General features: G+C 60.5%; 13 protein-coding genes. 6 read left to right on the top strand and 7 right to left on the bottom strand.

What is annotated here, in order from left to right:
- Positions 1–69 precede the first annotated feature (69 nt).
- The 5 genes from HBJ59_RS03880 (at position 70) to HBJ59_RS03860 (ending at position 6,359) form a co-directional block, all read left to right on the top strand.
- A complete protein-coding gene (locus tag HBJ59_RS03880; RefSeq protein WP_076016589.1) occupies positions 70–2,397 on the top strand; it encodes a beta-galactosidase in 2,328 nt (775 codons plus the stop codon).
- A 92-nt stretch (positions 2,398–2,489) separates the two neighbouring features.
- Positions 2,490–3,635, top strand: a complete 1,146-nt coding sequence (locus HBJ59_RS03875) for a serine hydrolase domain-containing protein (RefSeq protein ID WP_167662810.1) — start codon at positions 2,490–2,492, stop codon at positions 3,633–3,635.
- Between the two features lie 142 nt (positions 3,636–3,777).
- A complete protein-coding gene (locus HBJ59_RS03870; RefSeq protein ID WP_167662809.1) occupies positions 3,778–4,938 on the top strand; it encodes an OmpA family protein in 1,161 nt (386 codons plus the stop codon).
- A gap of 27 nt (positions 4,939–4,965) precedes the next feature.
- Positions 4,966–5,613, top strand: a complete 648-nt coding sequence (gene pdxH, locus HBJ59_RS03865; protein WP_076016592.1) for a pyridoxamine 5'-phosphate oxidase — start codon at positions 4,966–4,968, stop codon at positions 5,611–5,613.
- Positions 5,614–5,894: 281 nt separating this feature from the next.
- Complete coding sequence (locus tag HBJ59_RS03860) at positions 5,895–6,359, top strand: glycine zipper 2TM domain-containing protein (protein WP_056857494.1); 465 nt, start codon at positions 5,895–5,897, stop codon at positions 6,357–6,359.
- Between the two features lie 77 nt (positions 6,360–6,436).
- Here HBJ59_RS03860 and HBJ59_RS03855 read toward each other — a convergent pair whose 3' ends face one another.
- The 4 genes from HBJ59_RS03855 to nhaA all read right to left on the bottom strand — a co-directional run bounded on the left by HBJ59_RS03855 (position 6,437) and on the right by nhaA (position 9,595).
- Positions 6,437–6,766 (bottom strand): hypothetical protein, encoded by a 330-nt coding sequence (locus tag HBJ59_RS03855; RefSeq protein WP_076016593.1) that lies wholly within the window; start codon positions 6,764–6,766, stop codon positions 6,437–6,439.
- A gap of 21 nt (positions 6,767–6,787) precedes the next feature.
- Positions 6,788–7,033, bottom strand: a complete 246-nt coding sequence (locus HBJ59_RS03850; protein ID WP_076016594.1) for a pyocin S6 family toxin immunity protein — start codon at positions 7,031–7,033, stop codon at positions 6,788–6,790.
- A gap of 12 nt (positions 7,034–7,045) precedes the next feature.
- A complete protein-coding gene (locus HBJ59_RS03845) occupies positions 7,046–8,251 on the bottom strand; it encodes an S-type pyocin domain-containing protein (RefSeq protein WP_167662808.1) in 1,206 nt (401 codons plus the stop codon).
- 156 nt (positions 8,252–8,407) lie between these two features.
- Positions 8,408–9,595, bottom strand: coding sequence for a Na+/H+ antiporter NhaA (gene nhaA / locus HBJ59_RS03840; RefSeq protein WP_167662807.1), 1,188 nt, complete (start codon positions 9,593–9,595; stop codon positions 8,408–8,410).
- Positions 9,596–9,808: 213 nt separating this feature from the next.
- Between nhaA and HBJ59_RS03835 the strand changes: the two genes are divergently transcribed.
- The gene (locus HBJ59_RS03835) at positions 9,809–10,906 is read left to right on the top strand and encodes a PLP-dependent cysteine synthase family protein (protein WP_178124256.1); all 1,098 of its coding nucleotides are present in this window, start codon (positions 9,809–9,811) and stop codon (positions 10,904–10,906) included.
- 134 nt (positions 10,907–11,040) lie between these two features.
- Here HBJ59_RS03835 and HBJ59_RS03830 read toward each other — a convergent pair whose 3' ends face one another.
- From HBJ59_RS03830 to HBJ59_RS03820, 3 genes are all read right to left on the bottom strand, one after another.
- Positions 11,041–12,654 (bottom strand): NAD(P)/FAD-dependent oxidoreductase, encoded by a 1,614-nt coding sequence (locus HBJ59_RS03830; protein ID WP_167662805.1) that lies wholly within the window; start codon positions 12,652–12,654, stop codon positions 11,041–11,043.
- A gap of 107 nt (positions 12,655–12,761) precedes the next feature.
- Positions 12,762–13,433 carry a COG3650 family protein gene (locus HBJ59_RS03825; RefSeq protein ID WP_076016598.1) on the bottom strand — a complete coding sequence of 224 codons (672 nt, stop codon included), beginning with the start codon at positions 13,431–13,433 and terminating at the stop codon, positions 12,762–12,764.
- A gap of 233 nt (positions 13,434–13,666) precedes the next feature.
- Positions 13,667–14,266, bottom strand: coding sequence for a short chain dehydrogenase (locus HBJ59_RS03820; protein WP_076016599.1), 600 nt, complete (start codon positions 14,264–14,266; stop codon positions 13,667–13,669).
- Positions 14,267–14,279 lie beyond the last annotated feature (13 nt).

Raw genomic sequence — 14,279 nt, 5'->3', positions numbered from 1 at the left:
CGTGGTCTATCTCACCATCGCTTCACGTCATCAGGCCAGTCACCGGCCGTTTGGGAGAACCTTGTTCACATGATTCGCACGCTGCCCGCTGTTTTTGCCTTGTTGTTTGCCGCGCCATTGCTGGCTGCGCCTGCCGGGCAACAAACCCTGTTCAACTTTGTACGGCCCGCCGATGTGGTCAAGGTGGCGACCCAGGACGCCAGCCTGCCGCAATACAACGCCGAACAAACCCCTGAAGGCGAAGTGCTGCGCCGTATCACCTTCAACCCGGCGGCCGAACCGAGCCTGGTGCTCAGCCCGCAGACCGGTGCCTGGGACTGGTCGCAATCCGGCGCCATGAGCCTGCGCATTCAAAGCGCAATGGACTGGGCGCTGACCCTGTACGTCAAGGTGCAGAGCAATGACGGCCGGACGCTGTTCAGCCGTATCGACCTGCCGGCAGGCCCGGCGCAGACGCTGCTGATTCCGCTGCAAGCCAACTCGCCGCTGAGCCAGGGCATGAAAGCCGGCCCGCCGATGCCGATCACCGTCGATGGCCAGCGTGTATTGCTGGCCAGCAGCGAAGGGGAGATCGACCGCAGCCAGATCGTGTCGGTGACCCTGTCGATGATCAAGCCCAATGTCGCTCAAAGCATCCTGCTGGAGCGCTTTGGCGTGCAAGACGTCGAGCCGGTGCTCAAAGCCACCTACAGTGATCTGGTGGACACTTACGGGCAGTCCACCCGCGCCAGGTGGCCGGAGAAAGTCAGCAGCGACGAGCAGCTGAGGGCCGCTGCGGTCAAGGAGCAGCAACAGCTCAAGGGCTGGCTGGCCGAGCGCGACAAGGCGTCCCTGGACAAGTACGGCGGCTGGAACAAGGGCCCGGCCTTTGACGCCAGCGGCTTCTTCCGCACCGAGAAGCGCGACGGGCGCTGGTACCTGGTGACACCGGAAGGCCATCCGTTCTATTCCCTGGGCGTCAACACCGTAGCGCCGGACAACAGCCAGACCTACGTTGCGGGCCGCGAATGGATGTTTGCCGCGCTGCCCAAGGCCGGCGAACCTTTCGACAAATACTATGGAAGCAGCGACAGCCGCAGCGGCAATGGCGCGGATCAGGGGCGCAGCTTTAATGTCGGCCGCTGGTACGACTTCTATGGCGCCAACCTGCAACGTACCTATGGCCAGCCTTGCGTGCCGCCGGCACCTTGTGTTCCGGAAGGTTTCGACCAGAAACGCTGGGTCAGCCACACCCTCGACCGTCTTAAAGCCTGGGGTTTCAACACCGTCGGCAACTGGAGCGCGCCGCAGCTGGCCACCGCCGACCGCGTGCCTTACACCTTGCCCCTGTCGATCGTCGGCGATTACGCGAGCATCAGCACCGGAACCGATTGGTGGGGCGGCATGCCCGACCCGTTCGACCCGCGCTTCGCCATGGCCACCGAGCGTGCGGTGGCGATTGCCGCCCGTGACCATCGTGACGACCCGTGGCTGATCGGCTTCTTTGCCGACAACGAACTGGCCTGGGCCGGTCCCGGTGATGATCCCAAATCCCGTTACGCCTTGGCCTACGGCACCTTGCGCATGACCACCGACGTGCCGGCCAAGCGCGCGTTCCTCAAGCAATTGCGCGACAAGTACCGCAACCAGGACGGTCTGTCCAAGGCCTGGGGCATCGAACTGCCCGCCTGGGAGCTGATGGAAGACCCGGGCTTCGTGCCGCCCATGCCAAACCCCGAGCACCCGGAAATCGAAGCGGACTTCAAATACTTCCAGAAGACCTTCGCCGATGCTTACTTCAAGACCATCTCCGACGCGCTGAAATGGCACGCGCCCAACCAGCTGTTGCTGGGTGGCCGTTATGCGGTCAGCACCCCGGAATCGGTGGCGTCCTGCGCGCAGTATTGCGATGTGCTGAGTTTCAACATGTACACCCTCAAGCCGCAGGATGGTTACGACTTCGCGGCGCTGCGGGCGTTGGACAAGCCGGTGCTGATCACCGAGTTCAACTTCGGCTCGGCGGACCGTGGCCCGTTCTGGGGGGGCGTGACGCAGTTGGCCAGGGAAGAGGATCGCGGGACTGCCTACGCCAACTTCCTCAAGCAGGCCATGGCCGAGCCTTCGATTGTTGGCGTGCATTGGTTCCAGTATCTGGACCAGCCGGTCACCGGTCGTCTGCTGGACGGCGAAAACGGCCACTTTGGCCTGGTAGGCATCACCGATGTGCCGTTCCAGGGCTTTGTCGAGAGTGTGCGTAAAAGTAACCTGGCGGCGGTCGACCAACTGGGCAAAGAGGCCGAGAGGGCCAAGGCGGCTGCCGCGGTTCACACCGGAGAAGGCGGTAAGCCGGGGCATGACGGCAATGCCGCAGGGCCGGGCGCGGGGCATTCCGGCGGGCATTCCGGCAAGGGCCATTGATGGCGCCAGATCGACGAGTGCGGGTTCACAAATCACTCAATGACTGGAACAATGTCGTCCACTTTTTGTAGTACTTTTCCGAGGGGGCTTAGGTGCAGATTCAGGGTCATTACGAGCTTCAATTCGAAGCGGTGCGTGAAGCCTTCGCCGCACTGTTCGACGACCCCCAGGAGCGTGGCGCCGCGCTGTGCATCCAGATTGGCGGCGAAACCGTCGTCGACCTGTGGGCCGGTACCGCCGACAAGGACGGTGCCGAGGCCTGGCACAGCGACACCATCGCCAACCTGTTCTCCTGCACCAAGACCTTTACCGCCGTCACGGCGCTGCAACTGGTGGCCGAAGGCAAGCTGCAGCTAGATGCGCCGGTCGCCAAATACTGGCCGGAATTTGCTGCCGCCGGCAAAGAAGCCATCACCCTGCGCCATCTGCTTTGCCACCAGGCCGGGTTGCCGGCCCTGCGTGAAACGCTGCCCGCCGAAGCGCTGTACGACTGGCAAATGATGGTCGACGCCCTCGCGGCCGAAGCGCCGTGGTGGAAGCTCGGGGAAGGCCATGGCTATGCGGCGATCACCTACGGCTGGCTGGTGGGCGAACTGCTCCGTCGCGCCGACGGTCGTGGGCCCGGCGAGTCCATTGTGGCTCGGGTTGCACGGCCATTGGGCCTGGACTTTCATGTGGGTCTGGCAGACGAAGAATTCCATCGGGTTGCCCATATAGCCCGAGGCAAGGGCAATGTAGGCGATGAGGCGGCACAGCGTTTACTTCAAGTAACGATGCGCGAGCCAATGGCGATGACTACCCGTGCATTTACCAATCCACCGTCTATTCTGACCAGCACTAATAAACCCGAATGGCGGCGTATGCAGCAGCCAGCGGCAAATGGTCACGGTAATGCACGAAGTCTGGCGGGTTTTTATAGTGGGCTGCTTGACGGTAGTTTGCTGGAAGCCGACATGCTTGAAGAGTTGACCCGTGAACACAGTATCGGCCCGGATAAAACCTTATTGACACAAACCCGGTTTGGGCTGGGTTGCATGTTGGATCAACCGCAAGTGCCGAACGCTACGTTCGGCCTTGGCCCACGGGCCTTTGGGCATCCGGGGGCAGGTGGCTCGGTAGGGTTTGCCGACCCGGAACATGATGTAGCCTTTGGTTTTGTGACCAATACATTGGGGCCTTATGTACTTATGGACCCGCGGGCGCAAAAGTTGGTAAGAATATTGGCCGGTTGTCTGTAAATAGCTTGCTGTCTTGCGTTTTTTTGTTACAAAGGCACATACAAAAAGACGCTAGGCGAAATGTTGTAACTTTAATGTTCCAGAAGCGTCTGTTTAACGGGTCATTCAGGCCCCTGATTTTTTCTCATTTTGTGGATATCTCATGTTATCGAACAAGTCCTTGGCACTGGCGCTATGCCTCACTATTACTGGCTGTGCACAAACCCCACAAAATGATGCCGAAGGTGGGCATTGGTGGTCATTTGGCTCTGATAAGGCTGCTACCAAGGACGCAGTGAGCCAAACCGACACCAAGCCGGATGCCAAGCCGGCCGTTGCTGCCAAGGCGCCTGCGCCGGTTGCACCTGCCGCTGCAGCACCTGCACCGGTTGCCAAGGCGGATACCGGCTCCAGCTGGTGGCCGTTCTCGTCGAAAACCGACGATGCCAAGGCTGACCTGAAAGCCGACCTCAAGGCTGCAACGCCTGCCTCCGGCGCACCCACTGCTGCACCGGCTGCCGCACCTGCCGTTGCCAAGACAGATACCGATACCAAATGGTGGTGGCCGTTCGAAAGCAAGCCAAAGCCATTGGCCAAGGTCGACGTTGCCAACATTCCAATGCCTGATCCAAAAATCACCCAGGCCTGGCTGGACGACTACGAGCCGCGCCTGCGCCTCGCGATCAAGGACAGCAACCTGCAACTGGAACGTCGCGACAACGTATTGGTCGTGATTGCCCCGGTTGACGGCTCCTACAACCCGAAACGCCCGGCGATGTTGTTGCCGGTGACCCTGGGTCCATTCACCCGCGTTGCCAAGGCTGTTGAAGGCGATCCGAAGACCGCCGTACTGGTCCTCGGCCACGTCGATACCTCGGGTGCCGAGCCGGTGAGCCAGGCCCTGACCAAAGAGCGCGCGCAGTCCATCGCCTCGATCTTCAGCCTCAGTGGCCTGAAGCAGGACCGCCTGATGCTGCGTGGCATGGGCGACCTGATGCCACGTGCCGCCAACGACAGCACCCAGGGCCGTGCCCTGAACCGTCGTATGGAAATCATGTTCACCCAGCGCACCACCATGCTGGCCTTGCTGAGCAAGTACAACTCGGGTAACCCGCCGAAGGCTGAAATGGTTGCTGTGCAGGACGTTCCTGCTCCCGCCGCTGCTCCGGTCAAAAAAGCTGCTGCTCCGGCGAAAAAAACCGTCGCCAAGAAGGCTGCCGCCAAGCCGGCTGCCAAAAAGGCCCCGGCGAAGCCTGCCGCTAAAAAGCCAGCACCTGCCAAGGCCGCTGCTCCAGCCGCTACCAACGACCAGGCAAAAAACTGATTATTTGAGCAAGAAGGATAAAGCCGCATGACCCAGGCACTGGCCGATATGCGCCGTGACTACACACGGGACGGTTTGAGCGAGGCCCAGGCCCCGGACGAACCGTTTGGCTTGTTCCACCAGTGGTTCGCCGACGCGGTGAAAACCGAGCAGCCGCCGGTGGAGGCCAATGCCATGACCCTGGCAACGGTCGACCAGGACGGTCGCCCGCACTGCCGGATCCTGCTGCTCAAGGGCCTGGACACACAGGGCTTTACCTTCTTCACCAATTATCAGAGTGCCAAGGGCGAACAGCTCGCGGCGCGGCCGTTTGCTGCCATGACCTTCTTCTGGCCGACCCTGGAGCGCCAGGTGCGCATCGAAGGTCGGGTGGTGAAGGTCACTCCCGAGGAGTCGGACGCTTACTTCCAGGTCCGCCCTCTGGGCAGCCGCCTGGGAGCCTGGGCTTCACCGCAAAGCCGGGTCATCAGGGACCGCGAAGAGTTGCAGGACCTGCTCAAGGCCACCGAACAACGCTTCAGCGATACCCAGCCTGACTGCCCCGAGCACTGGGGTGGTTATCGCCTGCTGCCGGAGCGCATCGAGTTCTGGCAAGGCCGCGCGAGTCGTTTGCACGACCGCCTGAACTACCGCTTGCAAGGTGCCGACTGGGCCCGTGAGCGGCTGGCGCCCTGAGCCCACCTTTCGTCACCTCGCCTGAATGTAGCGCTGCACGCCGAAGTCTCTAGTCAGAGGCCTTGGATGGGTAGCGCTGCGCCGCGTTATGCCGCCGTTGGCTACAATGATGAAAGCGTCCATCAAGATCCTGAGGGAGGTGGGATTGCTACCGTTCGTCGAGTTTTTCGGTACAGGTTCTCTGTACTGAGGCTGAATGAAAACAATTTTCTGCCCGGCATGCCGTGACAGGCGGCAAGCCACAGCGGTTTAATGGATACCTGTCCTTTGGAGTTGATGCTATGCGTAAGTCCGTTTTACTAGTTGCCTGCTTTACCACCCTGTCGCTGCTGCTGGGTGGCTGCGCCTCGAGTCTGACCGGCGACTCGTACTCCCGTGACGAAGCCCGTCGTGTACAGACTGTTCGCATGGGCACCATCGAATCCCTGCGTCCGGTGAAAATCGAAGGCACCAAGACCCCAATCGGCGGCGCTGCGGGTGCAGTCATCGGCGGCGTTGGCGGCAGCGCCATCGGCGGCGGCCGTGGCAGCATCGTGACCGCCGTTATCGGCGCAGTCGCCGGCGGCCTGCTGGGCTCGGCCACCGAAGAAGGCCTGACCCGCACCCAGGGCGTTGAAATCACCGTCCGTGAAGATGATGGCAGCATGCGCGCCTACGTCCAAGCGGTTGAAGAGAACGAAATCTTCCGCATCGGTGACCGCGTTCGCATCATGACCGTGAACGGAACCAGCCGCGTTACTCGCTAAGGGTAAGGTTGCAGGAAAAGAAAAACCCCAACCGGGTGACCGGTTGGGGTTTTTTGTTGAGCGTATGTTTCGCGGGATCAGGTGAACATCTGGATATCGTCAAGGGTGTCTTGTACGGCACCACTCAGAAACGGTGATTTTGTTTTTGCTTGTTGCAGTGCTGGCGAAATTTTCGCCATGTCCAGCTGACCGAAGCGCCTCGCGATGTGGCCTATCGCAATGATGGCAGCCGACGCGATGTCCTCGTCGTCATTACTCATATACCGGAGGCAGATTTCTTGTGCCCACGTAGAGTCTGTCTCGTTAAGGCCGATGGATATTAGTGCTTCTGTGACCTTGCTTAGGTCTTTGGTGGTGAGGAAGCTGATAGCTTCATCGTGACTCAAAGACGGGTCGTGATAAATCAAGGCATACCTCTGGTTGTACCGTTATGCGCGTATCCCGATGAAGTATTCCAAGTCATCGGGGAGGTTGATGTTAAGCAACACCGCCAATTGCGTTATCTGACTTTTTGTCAGCTCCAGCTCACCTGGAGCCAGGTTTTCCAGAGGCTTTGACTCTGTGAGTTGGGCAGCAGCCTGATTGAGTTCGGCTCCTTCTATATCGAATTCGAATTGCAACGAATCATCTTGTTTTTCGTCAGGGTAGAAGCCGGTAATTGATAAATGGGTCATGAATCGTTCTCGCTATTGTCGAGTGGTCGTTCTGCCTGGCTTTGCTGGGCCAGTCTGCTCGCCCGTTATATGGTTGAACTCTCCTAGGTGAATCGCAAATCTGTCAAACTTTTCCACGGCGTTGCTTTTATAGTCCCATTCGTAGATTTTCCCTTTCCTATCGACCCACCTTGCTCTCTTTTTTCCTCCACCTTGAACGGATGATTTAGGTTTAACCCTTACTGCGTCGGGAAAGGCCGGAAGTGTTTTAGGGGCCTCATAGTAGTCATGGTCCCCTGGTCTGACGCTGACCACCACGTAGAGTGGCCGAACCCCCGAATCCGCTGGAAATACCAGAATGAAATCCCTGTATTGCGGCGGGTAAATCGGGTCAACGATGATGTTGGCGGCCTTCTCGGTCGGTGGGTACACCCAGATTTGCGGTGCCTGCGGCGCAGCTTCCAGCGCAGGAATACCGAGGGTGTCAGTGGGGTCGACAGCAGGCGTCCAGATCAGCTCGACGCCGTCGCCCAAGTCCGCGACCTGCTGCGTGCCGCGCAGGCCAAACTGCACGACATCAACCATTTCCCAGTCGCGATTTTTCCCGGTGTAGAAGGCGTATCCCTTGAGCGTGCCGTCAGCAAGTTGCTCGATATGCAGGCGTGCCCGGGCGCGTGCCCGTGGCATTGAGCGCAGTTGACGGTCGCTGTAAAGCGCGCTATCGCCCAGGCTGGAGGGCCAGATGAGGGCTGCAACCCCAAGCATCAGTCCGGCCCCAACTGTTCCAACACTCGCTGCGATGCTGGAGGCTCCACTAACCGCTGAGCCACCCAGTGCCAATGTCCCTAGCCCAGCCGGGAGTGCGCTGCCGCTTATTTTTTTGAGTGACAGCAGCCCCTCACTGTCCGTTTCACGGCCACCCAGCAGCACGTGCTCGCCATAGTCTCCTATGGGGTCAAGCGGTATATAGCCGGACGGATTGTTGTAGTCGATGAGGGCGTCCGGCAGATTGCAGGACTTTGCGAATACGCAGCCGACCATGGGCAATGGCGTTGGCGGCGGCTCCACTTTGCGTCTGGCCTCGTAGGCCTCCTGTCGGGCAAGCATGGCTTCGTAGGCTCGCTGCCTGGCATCACGCTCAGCCAGCTCGCGCTCGTTCATGTTCTCGAGCCGTCGGTAACCGCCCGTGCCGGTCCCGTAGCATCGCCAGACTTGGGGTATATCCTTGTTGTTTGCCATCGTGCCCTCCTGGCGTGTTGCCTAACGACGCCCGGCGTTGGAGCCGAGAGCACGACGTTATGGCAAGCAGCGGAGGGTGGATGTAGGACGGTTCTGTGAGATGGCGCCGAATGGGCCTAGAGGAGGTTGGAGCCGGCAAGCCGGCTCCAAAAGCGGTTACGCCTGAATGAGTACCTGCTTACGACTCGCCATCGCCGTCACCGCATACCCGATCAGCGCCGCCAATATCGACCCTGTCAGGATGCCCATCCGGTCCATCCCGGCGTATTCACTGCTGCCTGGCACAAACGCCAGCGAGCCGACGAACAGGCTCATGGTGAAGCCGATGCCACACAGGATTGCCACGCCCAACACCTGACCCCAGTTGGCGCCAGCGGGTAGCGCGGCGAGGCCGGTTTTTACCATGACCCAGGTGAAACCCAGCACGCCAATGGTCTTGCCCAGCAGCAGGCCGGCGGCGATGCCCATCGGTACGTGGTGGGTGAAGCTTTCCAGATTGACGCCGGCCAGCGAAACCCCGGCGTTGGCAAAGGCAAACAGCGGCAGGATCGCGTAAGCCACCCAGGGATGCAGTGCATGTTCCAGGGTCAGCAGCGGCGAAGGTTCGGCGTTTTTGGTGCGCAACGGGATGCAGAACGCCAGGGTCACGCCAGCTAGGGTGGCGTGTACACCACTCTTGAGCACGCAGACCCACAGGATCAGCCCGACAATCATGTAGGGGCCTAGCTTGACCACACCGAGCCGGTTCATCGCAATCAACGCGATCAGGCATGCCGCTGCACCGGCCAACGAGGCCCCGGACAGGTCGGTGGAGTAGAAGATGGCAATGACGATGATCGCGCCAAGGTCGTCGATGATGGCCAGGGTCATCAGGAACAACTTCAGCGACACCGGCAGTCGCTTGCCCACCAAGGCCAATACGCCCAGGGCGAAGGCAATGTCGGTGGCCATAGGGATCGCCCAGCCACCCAGGGCGGCGGGGTTGTCCTTGTTCAGCGCCCAGTAGATCAGCGCCGGCACGACCATGCCGCCGATGGCTGCTGCGCCGGGCAGCACTACTTGCGAAGGTTTGGACAGTTGCCCGTCGAGCAACTCGCGTTTTACTTCAAGGCCGATCAGCAGGAAGAACAGGGCCATCAGGCCGTCATTGATCCACAGCAGCGCCGGCTTGGCGATTTTCAGCGCGCCAATTTGCGCGACTACCGGGACGTCGAGAAAACTCGCGTAAAGGTGCGACAGCGGTGAGTTGTTGATGATCAGCGCCAAAGCTGCAGCGGCGATCAGGAGTAGACCGCTGGCGGCTTCCAGCTGGAAGAAACGGGTGAAAGTGCTACGCAGAGGCAAGGGATGCTCTCCCATCAAAGTTCAGTAGGTGGGTACCCTAACCCGTACCGTTAGTTGTTAAAACAAAAGTTATATTCTTATTTGTTATAAGGGATCGGTCTCATCACTCGAGCGTCAAACTCCGAAAAGTGTGTGTCCAATTGAGTCATGACTGTATCTGTGTGGAGTGTAGGAAACATCCTAAGATCAAGTCTGAAATCCTTAGAGAAACCGATCATGAGCGACAACCGCCAATGGGCCCGCGAAGCCATTCGTATTATTGAAGCGGACTTCCAACGCAGCGCCGACACCCACCTTATCCCCTTGCCGTTGCCGGGTTTGCCGGGCATCGAGCTGTATTTCAAGGATGAGTCCAGCCATCCCACCGGCAGCCTGAAACACCGGTTGGCGCGTTCGTTGTTTCTCTATGCGTTGTGCAATGGCTGGCTCAAACCTGGCGCTCCGGTGATCGAGGCGTCCAGCGGCTCCACGGCGATTTCCGAGGCGTACTTCGCCCGGCTGTTGGGCTTGCCGTTTATTGCGGTGATGCCGGCCACCACCTCCCAGGAAAAGATTGCGCAGATCGCGTTCTACGGTGGACAGAGCCATCTGGTACAGGATCCGACGCAGATCTACGCCGAATCCGAGCGTCTGGCGCAGGAAAGCGGCGGCCACTTTATGGACCAGTTCACGTACGCCGAACGCGCCACCGACTGGCGCGCCAACAACAACATTGCCGAATCGATCTTTCAGCAACTGCGCTTTGAGCGTTACCCGGAGCCGAGCTGGCTGATTTCCAGCCCTGGTACGGGTGGTACCACGGCGACGTTGGGACGTTATGTGCGTTATCGCCAGCACTGCACCCGGGTGTTGTGCGCGGATGCGGAGCGTTCGGTGTTTTTCGATTACTACCTGAGCGGCGATGCCAGCCTGCGTCTGGAGTGTGGTTCACGCATTGAAGGTATTGGTCGGCCACGGGTAGAGGCGTCGTTCTTGCCCAAGGTGATTGATGCGATGGTCAAGGTGCCGGACGCGCTGTCCCTGGCGGCCATGCATTACCTGGCGCAGCGTTTGGGGCGGCGAGTGGGCGGGTCCAGCGGCACCAACCTGATAGGCGCGTTGATCGCGGCACAGCAGATGAAAGCGGCGGGAGAGTCGGGCTCGATTGTGGCGATCTTGTGCGACGGTGGGGAGCGCTATGCCACGACCTATTACGATCAGGCCTGGTTGGCAGGGCAGGGGTATGAGCTTGAGGGTTTGATTGCGGCCGTTGCGGCGAGTGTCGAGCGGGGAGAGGCGCTGCCAGATAGCGTGTTGCGCGCCAATATTTAAACACCGCATAACCATTGTGGGAGCGGGCTTGCTCGCGAATGCGGTGTGTCAGCCAATACATCATTCGGCTGATCCACCGTTTTCGCGAGCAAGCCCGCTCCCACATTTGATCTGCTGCGTTTTCAGCGCAGTGGTTAAGCTTCGATACCCAACATATCCCGCGCCAACGCTTCGGCAATCCGAATCCCGTCGACACCTGCCGACAAAATCCCACCGGCATAACCGGCACCTTCGCCCGCCGGGAACAGGCCTTTTACGTTCAGGCTCTGCATCGAGTCGTTACGGGTAATCCGCAGCGGCGATGAAGTGCGGGTCTCGATCCCGGTCAGCACCGCGTCGTGCAGCGAGTAGCCCTTGATCTGTTTCTCGAACGCCGGCAGCGCTTCGCGGATCGCTTCGATGGCAAAGTCCGGCAACGCCAGGGCCAGGTCGCCCATGGCCACCCCTGGCTTGTAGGACGGTTCCACGGTACCGACGGCGGTGGACGGCTTGCCGGCAATAAAATCACCGACCAGCTGCGCCGGCGCTTCGTAGTTGCTGCCACCGAGGATGAACGCGTGGGATTCCAGGCGCTCCTGCAACTCGATCCCGGCCAGCGGGCCGCCCGGGTAATCGACTTCCGGGGTGATGCCCACCACGATCCCGGAGTTGGCGTTGCGCTCGTTGCGCGAGTATTGGCTCATGCCGTTGGTCACTACGCGGTTCGGCTCGGATGTCGCCGCGACCACGGTGCCGCCCGGGCACATGCAGAAGCTGTAGACCGAGCGACCGTTCTTCGCGTGGTGCACCAGTTTGTAATCGGCAGCGCCAAGTTTCGGGTGCCCGGCGTACTTGCCCAGGCGCGCAGCGTCGATCAGCGATTGCGGGTGTTCGATACGGAAACCCACCGAGAACGGCTTGGCTTCCATGTACACGCCGCGGCCATGCAGCATGCGGAAGGTGTCACGGGCGCTGTGGCCGAGGGCCAGGATCACGTGTTTCGACAGGATCTGCTCGCCGCCATCCACCACCACGCCATTCAACTGGCCGTCTTCGATCAACACGTCGGTCACCCGCTGCTCGAAGCGCACTTCACCGCCCAGGGCGATGATCTGCTGGCGCATGTTTTCCACCACGCCGGTCAGGCGGAAGGTACCGATGTGCGGCTTGCTGACGTAGAGGATTTCGTCCGGCGCACCGGCTTTGACGAACTCGTGCAGCACTTTGCGACCGTGAAATTTCGGGTCCTTGATCTGGCTGTAGAGCTTGCCGTCGGAGAAGGTCCCGGCGCCGCCTTCACCAAACTGCACGTTGGATTCGGGGTTCAGCACGTTTTTGCGCCACAGGCCCCAGGTGTCCTTGGTGCGCTGGCGTACTTCGCGGCCGCGTTCGAGGATGATCGGCTTGAAACCCATCTGCGCCAGCAACAGCCCGGCGAAGATCCCGCACGGGCCAAAACCGACGACGATCGGCCGCTCGGTCAGGCCTTCCGGCGCATGGCCGACGACCTTGTAGCTGATGTCCGGTGCCGGGTTGACGTTGCGGTCGTCGGCGAACTTGAGCAGCAGGGCCGCCTCGCCTTGGACTTCCAGGTCGATGGTGTAGATGAAGCACAGCTCCGACGATTTCTTGCGGGCGTCGTAGCTGCGTTTGAACAGGGTGAAATCGAGCAGGTCATCACTGGCGATGCCCAGGCGCTGCACAATGGCAGGCCGCAGGTCTTCTTCGGGATGGTCGATGGGCAGCTTGAGTTCGGTGATTCGTAACATGACAGGAATCCGGTAGGCGGCGGGCAAAGAGGCCGGCTGTTTTGCAAACCGGCGATTATAAGCCCCAACAGCGGTTTCCCGTCATGTTAAAACAGCGCAGCGGATAATCAGTCGTCTCGGGAGCCGCCGAACGACGCGCAACCGCGCTGCACCTGGCCGTTGACCCGAAGCTCGGCGGACATGTGCTGCAGGCTGCCGCTGACGCTGTCGACGCAGCGTTGCGGGGCCACCCAGAGTTCGATGTGCTGGTTGTTGGCTTCGGTCATCAGGTTGAACCGTCCGTCGCCCGATTGTTCTTCCACATACGGCACGGCCAATGGCGGCTGGCCTTCACGTTCCAGCACCATGCCCTTGGCGGTAACGTTCATCGCCCAGGCCGGTTTGTGGCCGTTGGCCCGCAGGATCATACGCTTGAAATTCGGGTCATCGCAGGCCGAGGTCGAGCGCTCGACGCGGTACACCTGTTGCAGGTCTACGGTACCCTGGGTGCCGCTGGCAACGCCGGAAAACTTGCCGCGCAAGTCGGCAAACAAGGCGCCTTGCTGGCCGGCCAGGGAGGCGGCTTCCTGCAGGATGCTGGTGCCGCCGGTGTCGTTGACCACGTAGTTGCGTTTGTCGTTGCAGGGCTGGAACAGCAGTTTGTCACCCTGCGCGGTCAGCTCGCCCTGCATGCGGGTCAGCCCGGCGAGAGAGGGTTTGGCCGGCTCGTTCTCGAACATCTGGCAGGCGGCGAACAGGGGCAACAGGGCAAACAAAGCTAGGGTACGGGCGGCACGCATTATCGGGTCTCCTGATAAGTGCCGCCACGTTACGCAGGCTGGCGATGCATCACAAGCCCGGGACACAGGTTGAATTGACTGTGGCGAGGGGGCTTGTCCCCCGTTGGGCTGCGTAGCAGCCCCGTAAAATCACTGCGTTCCTTCAGGAAGAACAAGGTCCGTAGATTTTGGGGCTGCTGCGCAGCCCAACGGGGGACAAGCCCCCTCGCCACGACAAGCTGGTCCGTACTACTTTAGCCAACGATAAACGTCTGCCCGGTCTGCAAACCTTCCACGCTTTTCGCGTAGGCCAGCGCCACGTCTGCACCCGGAGCTGGTTTGTAGCCTCGGAAATACGGCGCGTAGCTGCCCATGGCTTCCAGCAGCACGGTCGGACTCACCGAGTTGATACGCAGGCCGCGAGGCAGTTCGATCGCTGCAGCTTTCACGAATGCATCCAGCGCGCCGTTGACCAGGGCCGCCGAAGCACCGGTGCGAATCGGATCGCGGTTGAGAATGCCGCTGGTGAAGGTGAACGACGCACCGTCATTGGCGAACTCGCGGCCAATCAGCAACAGGTTCACCTGGCCCATCAGCTTGTCTTGCAGGCCCAGGTCAAAATCGGTTGCGCTCATTTCGCCCAGGGGCACGAAGTTGACGCTGCCGGCGGCGCAGATCAGTGCGTCGAACTTGCCGGTCTGTTCGAACAGTTTGCGGATCGAGGCGCTGTCGCTGATGTCGACCTGGAAGTCGCCACTCTTGCGACCGATGCTGATCACTTCATGCCGCTGGGACAGTTCTGCCTTGACCGCCGAACCCACGGTGCCGCTTGCGCCAATCAACAGGATTTTCATCGTGCCTTCCTCC

This window comes from Pseudomonas sp. AN3A02, assembly GCF_011765255.1.
Taxonomy (GTDB): Bacteria; Pseudomonadota; Gammaproteobacteria; order Pseudomonadales; family Pseudomonadaceae; genus Aquipseudomonas.
Note: the sequence above shows the minus strand (reverse complement) of the source record. Positions and strands in the feature narration are given on the sequence as shown.

Coding starts and splice junctions, on each gene's coding strand:
- HBJ59_RS03860 (WP_056857494.1), top strand. CDS start 5,895: ATGCGTAAGTCCGTTTTACTAGTTGCCTGCTTTACCACCCTGTCGCTG.
- HBJ59_RS03825 (WP_076016598.1), bottom strand. CDS start 13,433: ATGCGTGCCGCCCGTACCCTAGCTTTGTTTGCCCTGTTGCCCCTGTTC.
- pdxH (WP_076016592.1), top strand. CDS start 4,966: ATGACCCAGGCACTGGCCGATATGCGCCGTGACTACACACGGGACGGT.
- HBJ59_RS03870 (WP_167662809.1), top strand. CDS start 3,778: ATGTTATCGAACAAGTCCTTGGCACTGGCGCTATGCCTCACTATTACT.
- HBJ59_RS03820 (WP_076016599.1), bottom strand. CDS start 14,266: ATGAAAATCCTGTTGATTGGCGCAAGCGGCACCGTGGGTTCGGCGGTC.
- HBJ59_RS03830 (WP_167662805.1), bottom strand. CDS start 12,654: ATGTTACGAATCACCGAACTCAAGCTGCCCATCGACCATCCCGAAGAA.
- HBJ59_RS03880 (WP_076016589.1), top strand. CDS start 70: ATGATTCGCACGCTGCCCGCTGTTTTTGCCTTGTTGTTTGCCGCGCCA.
- HBJ59_RS03845 (WP_167662808.1), bottom strand. CDS start 8,251: ATGGCAAACAACAAGGATATACCCCAAGTCTGGCGATGCTACGGGACC.
- HBJ59_RS03850 (WP_076016594.1), bottom strand. CDS start 7,033: ATGACCCATTTATCAATTACCGGCTTCTACCCTGACGAAAAACAAGAT.